The following is an 18,348-nucleotide window of genomic DNA, read 5'->3' as shown; positions in this document are numbered from 1 at the left end:
CGTGGTAGATCAGTACTTACCCTAATGACTGAATGGTCCGGTGCCTATATCCTGCGATCTTCGATAGGTAGTAACTAAGAAAACTACTGTCTATCGCTTAGTTTGGGTGCTCGAGTGCCAATACGGTCACTCCAATCACTTGCCCGTTTCAACTGGAGGATATTTATGAAGTTCAAGCACATTCTGGGCTCGGTGGCGGTTGCTTCAGCGACATCATTGTTAGCAGCCATGCCCGCAGTTGCTCAAGACCGCAGCGACTGGCCAAAGAGCTTTACGGTCGGTACCGCATCGCAGGGCGGCACCTACTTTACCTACGGTTCAGGCTGGGCGAACTTGGTTTCTAAAGAGCTTGGTGTGACCGGAGGTGCCGAGGTAACGGGTGGACCGATGCAAAATATGGCACTGGTCAGCATGGGTGATGCCCAGTTTGGCATGACGACCATGGGTCCTGCGCGCGAGTCGATTGAGGGTAATAATCCAATCGCTCCGGGCGTGAAGCTTGACAACGCTTGCGCCATGTTCCCGATGTACACCACGCCCTTCTCAGTGACAGTGTTGACCTCATCCGGCATCAAGAGCATCAAGGATATTCCGGCGGGTGCCAAGATTGGTTTTGGCCCTGCTGGTTCCACTTCTGACACTTATTTCCCCAAGATGCTTGAAGAACTTGGTGTGAAGTTTGAACGGCGCAATGGCGGTTGGTCGGATTTGGCTGGTCAGTTGCAAGATGGACTGCTGGATGTGATCGCCTTTGCTGCTGGTGTGCCGGTACCCGCGGTTAGCCAGCTCGAGGTGCAGACCAAAATCAATATTATTGAGTTCACGCCTGAAGAGCAAAAGAAAATAATCGACACTTTCCCTGTCTCGGCGCATGAGATTCCTGCCGGTGCCTATACGTCGTTGACTGCGCCAGCACGCTCTGTATCGATGTGGAATTTCGCGATTGCCAATTGCGAACTGCCAGAGTCTTTTGTGTATGAGGCGGTTAAGGTTGTGATGGGTGACCATGATCGTATGATGAAAATCCACAAGGCAGCCCGTTCGACTGTGCCAGCTAACTGGGACAAGAACGGTGTGCTCAAGTGGCATCCGGGCGCGGCTAAGTGGTTCAATGAAAACGGTGCTTCAATTGGTCAGGATATGATCTTTAAGAAGTAATCTGTATTCCGTTTGATTGACGGGCCGCAAGCCTTTGTAGGCTGTGGCCCGTTTTTGTGAGTAGGGTCGATTTATGATCCGCTCATCCTTTATGTCTGAGTATTATTCGCCAGCGCAGGTGTTGGCATTGTTTAAAGTGAATTGATTTATGACCCAAGCCAATCCAGAGACCGGACCGATTCTTGCCGAAGGCGTTGACCAAGAGCCAGTCGAACACAATCGACGTATCTTCACTGGTGGACGGCTGGCCTTCATTGCTATCGCTGCAGGGATATATGCGTTTTTTCATATGGCTGCATTAAATGGTCTGTCGATCTTCGCGATGACGGGTGGCTTGGTCAATTTGTCCTTCTTGCCAGACTTTCCGATGGAGACGTGGAACTTCCGGATTGTGCACGTCGCAGGTGCGTTGGGCTTGGGATTTTTGTGGTTTGCCGGCTGCGGATATCCAACCGATATGTCGCGTAGCCAACGTTGGATCGATGTGGTCTCAGCAGTGCTATTGCTGGCGGCTTTATTCTCGTTGGGCGTGGCCATCTGGTTTGCTGTTGATATCGCGGCAGGGGTGAAATGGAACGGGATCAGCAAGGAGATCAAGTTCAAGGAAACATGGCTTTATGGGGTTCCGCTGATGGTCGCAACAGTAGCTTCCATTGTGCTGTCCTGGTTTAACAAGCGCGATCGCGCTAGTTTGACCATGCCTGATATCGTGCTTGCGGTCTGTGGTGTGTCGGTCGCGGTTTATTTGATTGTGATCTACGGCACATTGATGCGTAACGCAACAGGTACACCGTTTGCGCCAATCGGCATTTCGATTGCAGCAGTCGCTGGCACTCTGTTGATCATGGAGTTAACCCGACGCGTGGCGGGCTTGGCGTTAGTGATTATTTCTCTGGTCTTTCTGGGGTATGTGTTCGTGGGGCATTTGTTGCCGGGATTTTTGAATTCACCTCAAATCACCTGGGAGCGTTTCTTTAGCCAGGTCTATACCGACACGGGTATCTTGGGTCCGACAACGGCTGTGTCGTCGACGTACATTATTTTGTTCATTATCTTTGCAGCATTTTTGCAGTCCTCCAAAGTGGGTGACTACTTCGTGAACTTCGCCTTTGCATTGGCGGGCCGCGCTCGGGGTGGTCCAGCCAAGGTTGCGATTTTTGCATCAGGCTTGATGGGCATGATCAACGGCACATCGGCTGGCAACGTGGTGGCTACGGGTTCGCTGACGATTCCGCTCATGAAAAAAGTTGGCTACGACAAAAAAACCGCTGGTGCGATTGAGGCGGGTGCTTCAACAGGTGGGCAGATCATGCCGCCGATTATGGGGGCGGGTGCCTTCATCATGGCCGAGATCACGGGGATACCGTACGCCGAGATTGCGATTGCGGCAATCATTCCAGCCATTCTTTACTTCGTGTCGATCTATTTTATGGTTGACCTTGAGGCTGCCAAGCGTGCCATGCGTGGCATGCGTGATGATGAGTTGCCTCGCGTGGCAGAGATGCTAAAGCGCGTGTTTCTGTTTCTGCCCATCATCATCCTGATTGTGGCGCTTTTTATGGGTTATTCGGTGATTCGTGCGGGCACTCTAGCGACCGCTTGTGCGGCTGTTGTGAGCTGGTTAACGCCTTACCCAATGGGTATCAAGTCCATCTTCAAGTCATTTGAAAATGCCGGCCAGATGTCGATCCAGATTATTGCTGTCTGTGCGTGCGCCGGTATCATCGTGGGCGTGATTTCTTTGACTGGTGTCGGTGCACGCTTCTCTAATCTGTTACTTGAGATTGCAGATCAGTCACAGCTGCTAGCCATGTTCTTTGCCATGTGTATCTCAATCTTATTGGGAATGGGGATGCCCACCACTGCAGCCTATGCAGTGGCTGCCTCAGTAGTCGCACCGGGTTTGGTAAGCCTAGGTATCCCATTGCTAACTGCGCACTTCTTTGTGTTTTATTTTGCGGTGGTATCAGCGATTACACCGCCCGTGGCTCTTGCCTCATACGCAGCTGCCGGGATCTCGGGTGCAAATCCGATGGAGACTTCCACGGCATCGTTCAAAATCGGCATTGCAGCATTTATCGTGCCCTTCATGTTCTTCTATAACTCGGCACTTTTGATGGAAGGCACATGGCTTGAAATCCTGCGCGCCGGCGCAACCGCGGTGGTTGGCGTATTTCTCTTGTCCTCGGCGGTGCAGGGCTGGTTTATGGGCAGGGCAGCGGTATGGTTCCTGCGCATCGCGCTAGCCTTTGCGGCACTTGCCATGATCGAGGGTGGATGGACCACTGACTTGATCGGCATTGGAGTGGCTGTCGTTGTGGTGTTTATTCAGCGAGTCATCAAGCCTAAGCCCGGTGCCACGCTGCGCGCCACCGGAATGGATTGAAACTGAAGGAGGCAGCCGCTTAGCCGCAGCTGCCAATACTGCCGCATGCCGTGCAGTAATCGCATCCGTCTTTGCGGATCATGGCGTATGCACCGCACTCGGGGCATTTGCGCCCGGTCATGGTTGGGTGCTTGCCGCTGTCGGGCTCATCTGCTTGAGAGCCTTCGGCGACGAGACCCCGGCGCTGGTCAATGATCCGTTGCACAGCGTAGGCGATCGCTGCCACTTCTGAATCGTGCCAACGTGGTATCTGCGTGCCGTCAGATTTCAGGGCTGTGCCCAAGCGAACCGGACCTCGGTCCCAAACGACTTTACGCATGTCACTTAAGGCACGTTCGAGAAAGCCGCCACGAGCAGCGAGTGACAACAGGCGCATACTAGCGGTAATCCATTGTTGCGACTGGTCGCTTTGACCTACCGGCATAAAGAATTCAATTGCGCGCTCGATGCTCTGTCCCGTGTCAGGGTCGGAAACCGGGATGAATGACACAACGATATAGAGCGTCTTTTGTCCCTCCTGGGTAACGTATTCGATCTTCTCTGCCACCGCTGGCAAGCCACCTTTGGGACGCTTTTCGATGACTGTACGCATTGGATCCACGGCAGATACCCCGGCCTTGGCAGGCTCTGGCGCAGTTGAAAGCACTGATCCCAAAATGTTGTTGGGCCGATAGGTAGCAAGACCTTTGAGATCGGCCTTCCAGGCTTGAACATAAAGCTGTTTGAAGTCCTCATAGGGGTAGTCTGCCGGGATATTGACGGTCTTGGAAATGGCAGTATCTACATAGGGTTGAACTGCTTCCATCATGGCGATGTGGTCGTCAGCTGATAGCTCAAGCGCAGAGATGAAATAGTTTGGCAGGTTGTCTACATTGCCACCGAGCTCGCGATATAAGCGCCAAGCGTGGTCTTCGACTGCATACTCTTGAGTCGTGCCATCGGCTTCACGTTTTTTACGTTGGTAGCGCCATGAGAATGCGGGCTCAATACCGTTTGACGCATTGTCGGCAAATGCCAGGCTCACTGTGCCGGTCGGAGCAATCGAGATCAGGTGGCTGTTGCGGATGCCATGTGTGGCAATGTCGGCTTTGATGTCCTCAGGCAGGCGGCTAGCAAACGTGCCAGCTTCCAGATATTTCGCCGCATTAAACTCGGGGAAGGCACCTTTTTCTTTGGCCAGCTCAACAGAAGCCCGGTAGGCCACATCACGCATGGTACGTGCGATGCGCGTAGCCATCTCGCGACCATCGTGGTGGTCGTATCGTAAGCCAAGCATGACCAGTGTGTCACCCAGGCCCGTGAAACCTACGCCGATACGGCGTTTGGCCATGGCTTGTTCATGCTGTTCTTTCAATGGCCAAAAGGTGGCATCCAGAACGTTATCCAATGCCCGGACTTGCACGGCGACCACTTCGCGAAACCCCTCGAAGTCAAATGACGCTTCGCCGTCACGGCTAAATGGATGGTTTACAAATCGCGTCAGGATAATGGGACCTAAATCGCAGCAGCCATAGGAGGGTAGTGGTTGTTCGCCGCATGGATTGGTTGCGTCGATGCGTTCGCAATAGCGTAAGTTATTGTCCCGGTTGATGTTGTCCAAAAACAAAATTCCCGGCTCAGCAAAATCGTAGGCTGACTGCATGACAGTGTTCCACAGGTCGCGGGCGCGTACCGTGCGGTAGACCCACCGGCCATCGGCAAGCAGGTGGGCTCCTTCTTGCTTAAGCGTCTCACTTGGCTCAGCCGTGTGAGTTAGTTCCCATTGCGCATCTTGTTCAACAGCCCGCATGAATGCGTCGGTGACCCCGATCGATACATTGAAGTTATTCCAGCGTCCGGGAGTGCGTTTGGCCGTGATGAACTCCTGCACATCAGGGTGATCAATACGCAATACGCCCATTTGCGCGCCGCGGCGCGCACCGGCACTTTCAACGGTCGAGCATGACTGATCAAAGACATTGATATAGCTACAGGGGCCAGAGGCAATCGAGGCTGTACCCTTGACACGCGCACCCTTGGGGCGAATGCGCGAGAAGTCGTAGCCAACGCCGCCGCCTCGCCGCATGGTTTCGGCTGCTTCGCGTAACGCCTCATAGATGCCGGGATAGCCGTCCTTGTCTTTGCCTTGAATACAGTCACCGACAGGCTGAACAAAGCAATTGATGAGTGTCGCCTCAATGTCGGTGCCGGCGGCACTCATAATACGACCTGCCCCAATAGCGCCACGTTTTAAGTTCTTTAGAAACCTGTCTTGCCATAGATCCCGGTCTTTGGGCTCAACGCTTGCCAATGCGCGGGCTACCCGACGATAGATGTCGTCGGCCGAGTGTTCGCCTGGTTTTAAATACTTCTCAGCCAACACGTCGAGGCTGATGGGTTGCATGTTGGTAATGTTTTGTAGGATGGTCATATTATGACTGCTCCGTTGGCAGCAGAAGAAAGCCGCTCCTGCCGTTATCGTCGTCTTACTTTATTCTTGGTCGGTTGAGTCGGTTACAAACCTATCATTGATATTCTGATCGGTGTATTAACAAGCGAAAAAAGATTTGCCAATAAGATCCCTTGCTCACTACGAAATACAAAACGAGGTGAAAAATTATTCTTACTGGACTATGTTAACTATTATGTGTTGAGTCTAGGCTTATAAACCAACAAGAGGTTGTGCCAGATCAATCTGTTTGCTTAAGCGTTTCAGCCCCGTTTATTCTTCTATGCGAAGAAAGTCTAACTGGGTATTTAGGGCGATAACGGTGGTTTAAGAGGGCTTTAATTAGTAGCCGTGGCTTGGTAAGGTTTTGTTTACACTGGCCATTGAATGCGTGGCCAGTTTTTGGGCACGGCTGATGGGTCGTGAGTAACAATCACACAGCAACGGCCAGATAGCCAAGGTCTAATTCGCTCGATTATGGTCTGAATCAGATCGTTTTGCAGCCCGCGAAATGGCTCGTCAAGCAGCACTAATGCGGGATCTCGCAAGAGCAATGCAGCCAATTGCAGTCGTCTGCCTTGACCGCCAGAAATCCGACTGCCACCAACACCGAGGCGGTAGTCAAAGCCATCTTGAGTGTTGTCCAATGTAGCCAGTAGATCGACGGCGTAGAGTACTTGACGCAGATTGTCATCACTGACGTCATCAAGACCTAGGCTTAAAAACTCCCGAATCGTCAGGTCCAGTAATTGATCGTTTTGACTGAGGAACCCGACAAAGCCGTAACGCTGGTCATCCTCCAGTGCCAATAGGTCGATGTTGCCGAACATGACGCCTCCGGCTACAGGCGCAAGCTCACCAGCCAGTGTCGCCAACAGACTGGATTTGCCAGTGCCGCTTTGGCCATGAATGATCAATGGTTTGCCTGGCTCTAACCGCGCTGTCAGGAACTGACGGGTGTCGGGCTGGCGCTGACAAGACAGTTGCTGGATGTCGATGGCGCTAACTGAAGGGTTCCCGACGATTGTGCTGGTGTTGTTTGGCGGGGTCTTGCTTTCAGTAGAGATGGATTCAAGATCCATCAGCCTTTGACCGGCTTCGGTTGATTCACCCACACGCCAGAAAGCACCTGGTAACGTTCCAAGCGCTTCGTTCATGCCCAGCGTCATGAGTGCCAGCAATGTCACCACAGCCGGGTCAAGTGCAGGCCAACCCAGTGCCAACACAACGAGTGTCATCAATGCTGTCAAGGCCTGCACGCCGTGTTCAGACCAGCTTGCATAACGCTCCTGATCCATGAGTCTGGCGCTCTGGGCTTGCTCAAGTATTTGCAACCGTTGCTGGGAGGCATCTGCTTTTCCATAGGCAAGAAGGTCACCCAACCCGCCAAAGTGATCGCTTATGGCTATCCGCTGCTCGACACGTGCTTGAATCACAGCGCGGCCCTTAGCGTGACCCGTCCGCGCAAGCCAAGCCGACAGGGCAAATGTTACGAGCCCGCCTAGTCCAATCACGCTAGCGATTACAGTGCCACCCCAGATAGCGCCAATGACAACAACTGCTATCCATGTTAGAAAAGCCGCCAACAGAGGGCCTATTACTCGAAGTGGCACGCCATCCAAGGTGTCAACATCAGCGGTTAATCGATTGACCAGATCGGCATAGCGACGGTCATCGATGTCTTTTGCTGGACGTACTGCCATCGCCACAAAAGCCCGAATACGTAAATCGGCTAGCGTTCGCAAAATAGCCTCGTGTCCGATGACTCGTTCGGCGTAGCGACCCGCGGTGCGCAAGATGGCTAGACCTCGAATGGCCGCTGATGGTGTGAATATATTCAGGTTCACAATAAGTCCAAGACCCGCCATGGCGCAAGCGGTGATGAACCAGCCAGAGACAGCCAGCAGTGCGGCTGCCGATAACCAGGTCACGGTAAGACTGAGAAATGCAATGAGTAACCAGCCTGCACGAGGCTGGTATAGCTTTAACAGGTAGCGCCAGATCGTCATGTACGCACCTCAAGCCGGCCGTGTGCGATGGTGACTACCCGATCGCAGCGCGCTAACACTTCGCTGTCATGGCTGGCGATGATGAGTGTGATTTGATGTGTTTTGGCGTGCAGCAGCATGGCATCAAGCAAGTTATCGCGGGTGTCAGCATCCAAGGCTGCGGTGGGCTCATCGAGTAGCCAAAGCTTTGCACCACTGATCATGGCCCGGCACAGGGCGATGCGTTGCGCTTGGCCGCCAGAGACACCCAGGTTGGTTTCGCCGATCTGTGTGTCTAGCCCTTTTGGCAGCAGCGGATTGGGTATCGGTAGCCCTACCTTGCAAAGCGCAGATTCCAGCTCTACATCCGTTAACGTCGTTTGACTGCCAAGCAGTAAGTTGTCTCTCAAAGTTGCGTGAAACAAGTGTGGACGCTGAGCGAGCCCAGCCCAGTGTCTGTCACGGGTGACTCTGCCAGAGACCGGCGTAATAAAGCCTGTCAACAACTGGATAAGTGTGGATTTGCCTTGACCGCTGTCACCTGCAATGCCAAGGATCTCCCCTTGAGGAACAATCAAATCGATGTCAGCGAGTACTGGCGTATGAGCGTCAGGCCAAGTCACGGTGACCTTATCCACGCGTGCGGCAACGGGTTGGCCTGTATCAGCCCATAGATGGGATTCGGATGTGGTTTGGGGCATGTTTTGGGTATGCGCAGTTTGACCGGCTAGATCAGAGAACAATGGCTGCAACACCTCAGCACTGGCTTTGGCCGCATTCATGTCGTGGTGAGCCTGCGCTAGTTGTCTGAGCGGCATGAAGCACTCTGGTGCCAACATCAACATAAATAGACCAGTGGCCAGCGTGATCTGGTCAGCCGGTCCAAAACTGACTAACCCAATGAGCGCAAAACCGATGTAGATGGCCATCAGACCAATGGAGACAGCGCTAAAGAACTCGAGTGTGGCTGAAGATAGAAAGGCCACGCGCAGCACCCGCATGGAAATCTTGCGATAGTCCTGCGCAGCTTGTTCAACGCCAAGCTCGGTTTGTTTAATCGCACCCATGCGTCGCAGCCAGGGCAATGCTTGTAGACGGTCCATCAAGTGGGCCGCCAGTGATGCTTGTTGATCTTGCTGCGCCCGATGAACGCTCTCTGTGCCCCAACCAATCAAGATCATAAAAATCGGGATGATGGGTGTGGCCAACAGAATCAACAAGCCGGCTATCCAGTCTGTGGCCAGTGTCACCGCGATGATGATCACGGGAATGATGGCCGTTGCCTGCTTGGCTGGCAAGTAGCGCGCCAGATACCCATGCAGCGCATCAATTTGCTCGAGACACTGGTGTGCCCACCAAGCGGTGTTGCCTTGACGGGCCAGCAGATGAGGACCGCTTTGCGTGGTTTGAGCGGTAAGCTCGTCTCTGAGACGAGTGCGCACGGCGACCGAGAGTGTCTGGGCAATGCGGTCGCGCCAGAGGTTGGCTAAAAGACGCGTGCCGATGCCAGCTATCCCCAGCAGCCATAGCCAGGCAGGCGGCGTTTGCTCGTGCATGGCGGCATCGACGATCAGCGCAACCGCAGCACTAAAGGCCACCGTGCCGATAGTCGCCATGGCAGCAGCCAAGCTAAAAAGCCTTAACGAGGGCTTAGCCTCTTTCTTGATATGTCCCAGAAAAGAGGCCGACGCTGATTTGGACGCCGGCCTCGAGTCAACGGACAATGTGTCGGAATCAGTGGTATCCGCTTGCACTGGTGACTTTGCCTCTAAAGACGTAATACGTCCATGCTGTATACATCAAGACAAACGGCACCACAAATAGAACCCCTACAAGCAGGAATAACTGGCTCTCTGGCGCTGAGGCCGCATCGTGGAAAGTGTAGTTTGGCGGCACAACATAGGGCCACTTGCTAAAGAGCAGGCCACCATAAAACAGGGCGAACAAACCGATGGTGCCGATAAAGGGTAAGGCATCATATCGCTTGTTGATCCAGCGCCACACCATCAGTGCGAGAAAGGCGGTAAGTGCCGGCAAGATCCAGATCCAGGTGATGTTGCCAAACCAGCGATCATTGACGTAGCTATCGATCATGGGTGTCCACAGGCTAACAATCGCAAAAAACGCCATCATCGCAATCAGAAGCTTGCGTGCCCACTGACGAACTCGGTCTTGCAGTTGGCCCTCGGTCTTAAGCACTAGCCAAGTGGCGCCAAGCAGTGAATAACCAACGACCACACCAAGTCCAGTCATGACGGTAAAGGGTGTGAGCCAGTCAAACGCGCCGCCTACATAACGGAAGTTCTCGGTTTCAAAGCCCTGGATGTAAGTGCCCACCACGGCACCTTGCGCAAACGAGGCGACAAATGAGCCGAGGCTAAACGAGAGATTCCAGAGGTGTTTGTTTTTAGCCGAAGCTTTGAATCGAAACTCAAACGCAACTCCCCGAAATATAAGGCCTGCCAAGAGCAGAAATACCCCGATATAAAGTGCGGGTAAAAACACGGTGTAGACCAGTGGAAAGGCAGCCAAAAGCCCAGCACCACCGAGAATCAACCAAGTTTCATTGCCATCCCAAACTGGTGCAACAGAATTCATCATGATGTCGCGTTCAGACTCATCCTTGGCAAATGGAAACAGCATGCCAACACCCAAATCAAAACCGTCAGCCAGCACGTACATCAACACACCAAAACCAATGATGGCAACCCACAGGTACGTAAAGTCATACATGATCGTCTCCTTTACGTTAAGCGTTAAAGAATGAGGGCGCGCTGCCGGGCTGAGGGTCGGCGGCAGATAATGGACGCTTGGGGCGTCCGGTATCCGACACAACCTGTATCTGCTCGGTGATGCCATGGTTGATCAGCTTGCGCAGAAAATGGATGCCAGCGGTAAATACCACGGCATACACCGCGATATAGCCAATCAGTGTGACCAGCGCCATCCAGCCTTGCAGGCTCGGGGTGATAGCCTCGCTAGCAGTCATCATGCCGTAGATGAGATAGGGCTGGCGACCAATCTCGGTGACAAACCAACCGGCCAGCACCGCAATGAATGGTGCTGGGATCATGAAGGTCAACAGGCGCAGGTACCCACGTGATTGCAGCAGTTTGCCACGCCACGTCAACCAAGCACCCCAGAGACTGGCCACAATCATGAGAATCCCAATGCCAACCATCACCCTAAAACTCCAGAACACGGGGAATACTGGAGGCTGTTCGGCAACTGGAAATGACTTCAGGCCTTGAACCGTGCCGTCAAGATCATGTGTCAGAATCAGACTGGCAAGCTTCGGGATCCCAATCTCGAAGTGGTTTTCTTGTGCCTCTTGGTCAGGAATAGCAAACAACAGTAGCGGCAAGCCAGACTCTGTATCCCAAGCGCCTTCCATGGCAGCGACTTTGGCGGGCTGATGTTCAAGCGTGTTCAAACCGTGGGCGTCGCCTACGAAGAGTTGCAACGGTGCGATCACGGCCAGCAAGGCAACGGTCATCTTTAAGGCCTTGCTCGCGGTTTCAACTGCGTGGCCTCTAAGAATGTAGAGTGCCGAAACCCCAGCCACGACAAATCCGCCAGTCAAGAAAGAAGCCAGCGCCATGTGGGCAAAGCGGTAGGGGAATGACGGGTTAAAAATCGCTTGCAGCCAGCTTGTGACATGGATCATGCCATCGCGCATTTCGACGCCAGCAGGCGTTTGCATCCAGGAATTGGCCGACAGGATCCAGAAAGAAGAGATGAATGTGCCGATGGCCACCATGTAAGCCGACAACAGATGCAGGCCTGGTGGTACTTTGGTGCGCCCAAACAGCAATACGCCCAGAAAGGCTGCTTCCAGGAAGAAGGCTGTGACAACTTCATAAGCCAGGATTGGTCCCAGAAAGTTTGAGGCGGTATAAGAAAAGTTGCTCCAGTTGGTGCCGAACTGAAAGGCCATTACCAAGCCTGAGACAACGCCCATGCCAAATACCACGGCAAAGATCTTGGTCCAGAAAGTGGCGAGTTTTTCCCAATGCGGGTTCTTGGTGCGTAGCGCTAACGTTTCCAGTACGGCGATATAGCTAGCCAAACCAATGGTGAAAACCGGGAAGATGGCGTGAAAGGAAACAACAAAAGCAAATTGGAGTCGCGATATGAAGAGGGGGTCGAGTTCCATGGTCAGCTCCACATGGACGGATGCGCGGCATCCTCGTGCGGCAACACCAGGATAGATGTTGCATTGCGTTTATAGTACTCGAAGATGGCAATTAGATTGATTTAAGTCAATTTCAAAATCAAGGTCATTGTTTTTTGATCAAGGTGGTCCAGATGCGGTGAATTTGACACGTCACATAGCGGCGCGGCCCATCAGTGCTAAGTCGGTAGGGTTGATTAGGCCAGGTAAGCGGTTCGGTTTTTAATCGTTCTATCTGTTGCGCAAGAACTTTGATCGTGGCATCAGAAGGGTCAAACCCTTGTCTGGAGCGTTTCTGAATGCGCCGCCTCAAAACAGCTACCGGTGCTTCGCACCAGACTGTGGCTAATTTGATTCGGTGCTTGCCAGCCAGTTTATTGAAAAGATCAATGTGTGGTTGAGACAAAAACGTGGCATCGATAATGACAGTCATGCTTTGCAAGAGCAAGGTATCGGTAATGTTTGCCAGTTTGGCATAGGTTTTTTGACTGGCTTGTCGGGAATAGAGAACTTTTGGATTATTGAGATGGCTGGCAAACAGTTGCTTGCGAATGACATCGGCTCGTAACTGAATCCCAGATAGGACGCTGACGAGTTCTTTGGAGACTGTGGACTTGCCGCTACCGCTTAACCCGCCAACCAGCAGCAGATGGGGTGGATTGGCCGGTGCAACCAGGCGGTTTGCCAGACCCCAGTAGCGATCGAAAGTTTTGGTGTGGGTCTGCCTACAGGCGAGCGCAGCAACCTTAGCTCTGACAATTGCTCGGTAAACAGTGTAATAGCGTAGCAACGGCAAACCGCCGTAGTCGCCCGTATGTTCACACCATTGATTCACCAGAGACCAGGCAAGATCGGCCCGGTCATGGGCGATAATATCCATGAAAGCAAACGCGATGTCATTGATAACATCGATCTGGCTGAGCTCCCGATTGAACTCAAGCGCATCAAACGCGACCACATCTTTACCCAGTTTCACCAGATTGCCCAAATGCGTGTCGCCATGGCAGTTGCGGTAGAAGCCTTGTTGCAGTCGTTGCTTGATCAGCCGTTGGTGGTTTCGGGCTTGGTCCTTTGCCCACTTCGCGATTACATCGGCGACTCGGCGTTCTGAGGGAAAGATCGTGGATATTTCTTCAAGACTTTGAAGCAGCCAATCAATCGTTGGGCGATGCGCTTGAACTGTTTGGAGTTTTAAGCTGGGCAATGCGTTGGTGAATTTGGCGAGATGCTCACCTAAATCTTGAGCCATCTGGGTTGTGATGTTACCGGCGCGGATCAGATGGCTCAAAAGATCAGACTGTTTAAAGCGTCGCATCTTCACTGCCCAATCAAGTATTGGACCTGAGCCGGAAATTCGAGGTTTTTGGATGGTGCCAGTTATTCGCACGGTGTCCAGATAAAGTGCAGGGGCTGTGCGTTGATTCAGACGTAGTTCGCGCTGGCAGTCTGCATGGCGCAGGGCAGGCGTAGAAAAGTCCACAAAGGACAGCTTGACCGGTCGCTTGAGCTTATAGGCATACTTGCCACAAGTAATCACACTCGAGATATGTGTTCGATATATCCGAGCAGGTTTACCTGTTTTTTTACACAAGTGAGCGGCTAGGTTTTTGACAAGCTTATCGTGCTCTAGTGGGTCAAGCGTCATGGCGTGATCTCGGTGTCAATTCTTCTGTCTGCAATCCAATGAGGGTTAGGGCAACAGCTTCTGCCAAAAGTAGCCGATAATGCAAGCTTGCTACAAAACTTTTGATCATTGACACCCCCGTTAATTTTGTTGATAGCCTGCCATGCCACGTTTGCGAGTTCAATCTCTGACGAAAGCCTATCCCTCTGTTTTGGCCAATGACCAGGTCAATTTAAGTGTTGGCGCAGGAGAAATTCACGCGGTGCTCGGCGAGAACGGTGCGGGTAAGTCAACACTCATGAAAATGATTTATGGCGTGACGGCCCCCACAAGTGGAACGATTTATTGGGAGGACCAGCCAGTCGATATCACGAGCCCAGCGCAGGCACGAGCATTGGGCATTGGCATGGTGTTCCAGCACTTTTCTTTGTTTGAAACATTGACGGTGGCAGAAAACACGGCACTATTCTTGCCACCCGGACAGTCGCTTGATGCTTTGTCTATCAAGATCCGTGAAGTTTCAGAGCACTACGGCTTGCCGATCGATCCCAATCGACATGTTTTCGACTTGTCTGTTGGCGAGCGTCAGCGTGTCGAGATTATCCGCTGCCTGATTCAAAAGCCCAAGCTTTTAATCATGGATGAACCCACATCGGTGCTAACGCCAGCAGCGGTTGACCGCTTGTTTGAAACATTACGGCAAATACGTGCCGAGGGCTGTGCCATTGTCTACATCAGCCACAAGCTTGATGAGATATTGGCCTTATGCGATCGAGTCACTGTACTGCGAGATGGTCGAGTCACCGGAGAGTGCGTGACTGAGGATCAAACGCCTGCTTCATTGGCACGCATGATGATTGGGCATGATTTTGAGCATCCCTTTAAGCCCGAGCCGACGGCTGGTGAGGTGGCGCTGTCTGTCAACAATTTGTCGTTGAAGGCTGTTGATGCGCACGGCGTGAGCCTTTCTGAACTGAGCTTTAGCCTTAAGGTGGGTGAGATTGTTGGCATCGCCGGTATTTCGGGTAATGGCCAGAGAGAACTGTGCTCTTTGTTGGCCGGTGAGGTCATGCCTGACGCTGGAGACATTCACTGGTTCGGGCAATCATTGGTTGGCGAAGGCTCGACGCGTCGACGCCAGAGAGGACTTTGCTACGTGCCCGAAGATCGGTTGGGTACAGGGGCTCTGGCCGACATGAGTTTGACTGAAAATTCGATTTTGACTGCCGCTGACCGGGCTGGCCTGGTCAGCGCTGGTTTTTTAAAGCTGGAAAAAGCTCGTGCGTTCGCAGATCGCTGCATCAAATCGTTTCAGGTTAAAACCGTGGGCGCGCGGGCTGCCGCGAGGTCTCTTTCAGGTGGCAACCTCCAGAAATTCATCATGGCGCGCGAGCTAGAGCAATCCCCGACAGTGCTGATTTGTGCGCAGCCGACTTGGGGTGTCGATGTTGGTGCGGCCGCACAGATCCGGCAGTCTTTGATTGACTTGGCGCGCTCGGGATGTGCGGTTTTGGTGATTTCGGAAGAACTTGATGAATTATTTGATGTTTCTGACCGTATTGGCGTCATGTTTAATGGCAAACTGTCACCCATCGAGCCGATTAGCAGAACCAACCGCGAGCAAATCGGTCTATGGATGAGTGGGCTTTGGCAAAAGGCTGCCTAAGTCTTCTTTTAATTGAGATAGCGCCCTGCAAAATTTGTTCTAATATCAGGCTATGAGCGAAAAAACAAACTACTCCAATATCTATCTTCGTTTCCTCAACCTCATGCAGGCTATCCGGGAGTTGCCGACATTTCCTCATGTCGACCCGGTCGAGGAGCGTTTGCTAAACGCTTTGGCCGCAATCTGGCACGGTGGTGGCAAGGTGACGGTACTTGAAGCGATGGCGTTGCCGGTTGATGTGTCGCCCACGACACTTCACCGTCGGCTCAAGTCGCTGCGTGCCAAGGGCTTATTAGCATTAGAGACAGACGCTGCAGATACTCGCATCAAGTACGTGGTGCCTACCGATCGTGCTACTGATTACTTCAGTACATTAGGTCGCTGTCTGAACGAAGCAGGTCAAGCGTAAGGTCCCCTGCGATATGGATTCGAGTTTGCGCACACCGCCCTCGGTGTTTGCACAGCTGGCTGTGATCGCTGGATGTTGGGTTTTTCTGTATATCCTGAACGATTGGCTATTTGATAACGTCGCGGTCTCCCAATACGCTTCGTGGGTGTTTTTGCCTGCGGCATTACGTATGCTTGCGGTTTTATTGTGCGGCTGGACCGGAGTGCTGGGCCTATTTATTGGTAGCTTCATTACGGCCCTATATACCCACAACTTCACAGACCCTGGGATGGTGATCGTGCTGGCCGGGCTCTCAGCGTTGGCACCTATGGTGGCATATGTGGCTTGTGCGCGGCTGTTTGGTCTGCGTACTGACCTGCAAGGCCTAAGTGCGGTGCAGCTTGTGATCCTGAGCGTGGCTGCTGCGTTGGTGGGATCGATTCTGCATAACCTGCATTTTTCAGCAATTGGTATCTCGCATGCTTTCGGGCACACATTTGTGACCATGTTTGTCGGTGATCTGATCGGTACATTCGCGATGTTGTACGCTGCCAAGTATTTGATGGGTATTCTTTTGACGAGAAAGTCTCCCGTTGCCTGATGGTGGTTATTTTGTTCGAGGTACCCGCACAAGTATGCCTCGACCTGCTATTACTGCAAGCAGCGACGTTCACAAGGTAATCATCAAACTAAAAACACAACGTACAAGAATGTGGAACCCAAAGACGTTGTACCTATAACGCCTAAACAAAACCGCCACTCAATCGAGTGGCGGTTTTGTTCTCAAGAACTTGAAGTCAATACAACGGATTAACCGACCGTGTCGCCCCAGATGTTCTTGGCCCAGCCCCAAGCATAAATGCCTTCCATTCGGTTTGGCTCTGGTGACAAGCCACCAGCACCTTTAACAGGTAAGAAGGTTTTTTCAGCTGCATCGTATTGGTGAACGCTGGCCACGTGCACGACATCACGCTCATTGACAAAGCTGTAACATGTGTTGGTAACTACAGGCGATGGATTAACAGGGAAGTTATTCAATTCCGAAACAATCGCAGCAGCCGCAACCTTAGCTTGTTGGTTTGCCATGTGACCCGACTTAGGCATGCGTGGGGCTACCTGAATTGAGTCACCCACAATGTGAATGTCCTTGGCCTGCGTTGACTCGAAGTTCAAGAAATTGACTTCTGCCCAGCGGTTATTCATATTTGCAAGGCCGGTTTCGACGACCAGAGAACCAGCGCCCATGACAGGTATCACGTTCAGTACGTCTGCCTTGAAATCGTCTTCGAGTTCAAATTTCAAAGTTTTGGTCTTGGCGTCTACCCCGACGACCTTGTGAGCAGGACGGTAGTCAATGTAGCCATCGTACATGCTCGCCCACGCTGCCTTAAAAAGCTTACCCTTGGATGTGACATCAGGGTTGGCGTCAAACACAACAATTTTTGACTTCGGCTTGTTGTTCTTCAGGTAGTTTGCGATCTGGCAGGTCCGCTCGTATGGTCCGGGAGGGCAGCGGTAGGGTGCCAATGGAATGGTCAGCGCGACCACACCACCATCTGGCATGTCAGCAATTTGCTTGTGCAAAGCGACGGTCTCTGGACCAGCCTTCCATGCTTGCAGTGTTACTCCAGCCGCATTTGCTTGAGCCAAGCCCTCAACGCTCGCCATGTTCATGGTGATGCCGGGTGCTAGTACGAGTTTGTCGTAAGCGATGGTGTTACCGCCTTTGGTGGTGACAGTTTTTTTCTGGGGGTCCACCTTGGTCACCATGTCTTTGACCATGGTGATGCCATGCTTGTCTGTCAGTCCTTTGTACGAGGTTGTTAGCGCGCTGATTTTTTCTTCACCACCTACGACCAAGTTTGAGAGCGGGCAAGAGATGAAGTTGTCATTTGGTTCAATCAGCGTGACGCTAATCGAGTTATTCGACAACATGCGGATGTATTTGGCAGCGGTTGCGCCACCATAGCCAGCACCGACCACCACCACTTGGGCTTTACTCGGTGCGCTCGCAAGCGCAAGTTTATTGATGCCGACGGTGGTGCCAAACAGTGCGGCACTTTGGCCAAGGAATAAACGACGATTCATGGTTGTCTCCTGTTTCCGTTTAATCGTGACCAAGTACTTTGGCGATGATATCGATTTGCTCTTCGGTGTAGCCCTTGGCAATTTGCGGCATGATCGTGCCGGTTTTCTCACCGGATTTGTACTGACGTAGTATTTCTGCAATTTGGCTGTGCGTCAGTTCGTTAATCTTGGGCATGTCGTTGCCCGCAACACTGACACCGCCCGTGCCGTGGCAGTTTGCACAGGTTGCAGCCAAGCTCAGGTGATAGATACGCTCAGCAGAGAGGTCGTTTGCTGAAGCTGTGCCAGCTGCTCCTAGAAGCAGGCCAGTGCTAGTCACCGCAAGCCCAACAGCCGTTCGAGCTAGTTTCATCGTCAGTCTCCTTTTGTATCGCCAACATAGGCTTTTAAACGATGGTTGATTTATATCAATATATTCTGTTTTGCGATAGTTTTTTGTGCTTAATTG

The 18,348-nt window shown here is 52.4% G+C and carries 13 protein-coding genes; 5 read left to right on the top strand and 8 right to left on the bottom strand.

Annotation, left to right across the window (positions count from 1 at the left end; genetic code table 11):
* The first annotated feature begins 165 nt into the window (after window positions 1–165).
* Both DHf2319_RS09240 and DHf2319_RS09235 read left to right on the top strand, forming a co-directional pair.
* Window positions 166–1,158 carry a TAXI family TRAP transporter solute-binding subunit gene (locus tag DHf2319_RS09240; RefSeq protein WP_243477927.1) on the top strand — a complete coding sequence of 331 codons (993 nt, stop codon included), beginning with the start codon at window positions 166–168 and terminating at the stop codon, window positions 1,156–1,158.
* A gap of 148 nt (window positions 1,159–1,306) precedes the next feature.
* On the top strand, window positions 1,307–3,544 hold the full coding sequence (locus DHf2319_RS09235) for a TRAP transporter permease (RefSeq protein WP_243477926.1): 2,238 nt from the start codon (window positions 1,307–1,309) through the stop codon (window positions 3,542–3,544).
* A gap of 19 nt (window positions 3,545–3,563) precedes the next feature.
* Here DHf2319_RS09235 and DHf2319_RS09230 read toward each other — a convergent pair whose 3' ends face one another.
* The 6 genes from DHf2319_RS09230 to DHf2319_RS09205 all read right to left on the bottom strand — a co-directional run bounded on the left by DHf2319_RS09230 (window position 3,564) and on the right by DHf2319_RS09205 (window position 13,779).
* Entirely contained in the window at window positions 3,564–5,954 is a 2,391-nt protein-coding gene (locus DHf2319_RS09230; protein ID WP_243477925.1) for an adenosylcobalamin-dependent ribonucleoside-diphosphate reductase, read from the bottom strand.
* Window positions 5,955–6,343: 389 nt separating this feature from the next.
* Window positions 6,344–7,981, bottom strand: a complete 1,638-nt coding sequence (locus DHf2319_RS09225; protein WP_243477924.1) for an amino acid ABC transporter ATP-binding/permease protein — start codon at window positions 7,979–7,981, stop codon at window positions 6,344–6,346.
* Complete coding sequence (cydD, locus tag DHf2319_RS09220) at window positions 7,978–9,714, bottom strand: thiol reductant ABC exporter subunit CydD (RefSeq protein WP_243477923.1); 1,737 nt, start codon at window positions 9,712–9,714, stop codon at window positions 7,978–7,980. The genes DHf2319_RS09225 and cydD overlap by 4 nt, the downstream gene beginning before the upstream one ends.
* Window positions 9,695–10,696 (bottom strand): cytochrome d ubiquinol oxidase subunit II, encoded by a 1,002-nt coding sequence (gene cydB / locus DHf2319_RS09215; protein ID WP_369810249.1) that lies wholly within the window; start codon window positions 10,694–10,696, stop codon window positions 9,695–9,697. The genes cydD and cydB overlap by 20 nt, the downstream gene beginning before the upstream one ends.
* Window positions 10,697–10,709: 13 nt before the next feature.
* The gene (locus DHf2319_RS09210) at window positions 10,710–12,116 is read right to left on the bottom strand and encodes a cytochrome ubiquinol oxidase subunit I (protein ID WP_243477921.1); all 1,407 of its coding nucleotides are present in this window, start codon (window positions 12,114–12,116) and stop codon (window positions 10,710–10,712) included.
* Window positions 12,117–12,240: 124 nt separating this feature from the next.
* Window positions 12,241–13,779, bottom strand: a complete 1,539-nt coding sequence (locus DHf2319_RS09205) for a bifunctional aminoglycoside phosphotransferase/ATP-binding protein (protein ID WP_243477920.1) — start codon at window positions 13,777–13,779, stop codon at window positions 12,241–12,243.
* Between the two features lie 142 nt (window positions 13,780–13,921).
* Here DHf2319_RS09205 and DHf2319_RS09200 point away from each other — a divergent pair, with 142 nt between their 5' ends.
* From DHf2319_RS09200 to DHf2319_RS09190, 3 genes are read left to right on the top strand one after another with little or no spacing between them, the layout of a single operon-like run.
* The gene (locus DHf2319_RS09200) at window positions 13,922–15,424 is read left to right on the top strand and encodes an ABC transporter ATP-binding protein (RefSeq protein ID WP_243477919.1); all 1,503 of its coding nucleotides are present in this window, start codon (window positions 13,922–13,924) and stop codon (window positions 15,422–15,424) included.
* A 52-nt stretch (window positions 15,425–15,476) separates the two neighbouring features.
* Window positions 15,477–15,833: a winged helix DNA-binding protein gene (locus tag DHf2319_RS09195; RefSeq protein ID WP_243477918.1), complete on the top strand. Its 357-nt coding sequence runs from the start codon at window positions 15,477–15,479 to the stop codon at window positions 15,831–15,833.
* 13 nt (window positions 15,834–15,846) lie between these two features.
* Window positions 15,847–16,413, top strand: a complete 567-nt coding sequence (locus DHf2319_RS09190) for a hypothetical protein (RefSeq protein WP_243477917.1) — start codon at window positions 15,847–15,849, stop codon at window positions 16,411–16,413.
* A gap of 209 nt (window positions 16,414–16,622) precedes the next feature.
* Here DHf2319_RS09190 and DHf2319_RS09185 read toward each other — a convergent pair whose 3' ends face one another.
* Both DHf2319_RS09185 and DHf2319_RS09180 read right to left on the bottom strand, forming a co-directional pair.
* Window positions 16,623–17,900: an NAD(P)/FAD-dependent oxidoreductase gene (locus DHf2319_RS09185; RefSeq protein WP_243477916.1), complete on the bottom strand. Its 1,278-nt coding sequence runs from the start codon at window positions 17,898–17,900 to the stop codon at window positions 16,623–16,625.
* Window positions 17,901–17,919: 19 nt separating this feature from the next.
* Window positions 17,920–18,252: a c-type cytochrome gene (locus DHf2319_RS09180; RefSeq protein ID WP_243477915.1), complete on the bottom strand. Its 333-nt coding sequence runs from the start codon at window positions 18,250–18,252 to the stop codon at window positions 17,920–17,922.
* Window positions 18,253–18,348 lie beyond the last annotated feature (96 nt).

Origin of the sequence: Orrella daihaiensis, assembly GCF_022811525.1 — a bacterium.
Taxonomy (GTDB): domain Bacteria; phylum Pseudomonadota; class Gammaproteobacteria; order Burkholderiales; family Burkholderiaceae_B; genus Algicoccus; species Algicoccus daihaiensis.
Note: the sequence above shows the minus strand (reverse complement) of the source record. Positions and strands in the feature narration are given on the sequence as shown.

Coding starts and splice junctions, on each gene's coding strand:
- DHf2319_RS09225 (WP_243477924.1), bottom strand. CDS start 7,981: ATGACGATCTGGCGCTACCTGTTAAAGCTATACCAGCCTCGTGCAGGC.
- DHf2319_RS09210 (WP_243477921.1), bottom strand. CDS start 12,116: ATGGAACTCGACCCCCTCTTCATATCGCGACTCCAATTTGCTTTTGTT.
- DHf2319_RS09185 (WP_243477916.1), bottom strand. CDS start 17,900: ATGAATCGTCGTTTATTCCTTGGCCAAAGTGCCGCACTGTTTGGCACC.
- DHf2319_RS09195 (WP_243477918.1), top strand. CDS start 15,477: ATGAGCGAAAAAACAAACTACTCCAATATCTATCTTCGTTTCCTCAAC.
- DHf2319_RS09230 (WP_243477925.1), bottom strand. CDS start 5,954: ATGACCATCCTACAAAACATTACCAACATGCAACCCATCAGCCTCGAC.
- DHf2319_RS09190 (WP_243477917.1), top strand. CDS start 15,847: ATGGATTCGAGTTTGCGCACACCGCCCTCGGTGTTTGCACAGCTGGCT.
- DHf2319_RS09240 (WP_243477927.1), top strand. CDS start 166: ATGAAGTTCAAGCACATTCTGGGCTCGGTGGCGGTTGCTTCAGCGACA.
- DHf2319_RS09235 (WP_243477926.1), top strand. CDS start 1,307: ATGACCCAAGCCAATCCAGAGACCGGACCGATTCTTGCCGAAGGCGTT.
- DHf2319_RS09200 (WP_243477919.1), top strand. CDS start 13,922: ATGCCACGTTTGCGAGTTCAATCTCTGACGAAAGCCTATCCCTCTGTT.
- DHf2319_RS09205 (WP_243477920.1), bottom strand. CDS start 13,779: ATGACGCTTGACCCACTAGAGCACGATAAGCTTGTCAAAAACCTAGCC.
- DHf2319_RS09180 (WP_243477915.1), bottom strand. CDS start 18,252: ATGAAACTAGCTCGAACGGCTGTTGGGCTTGCGGTGACTAGCACTGGC.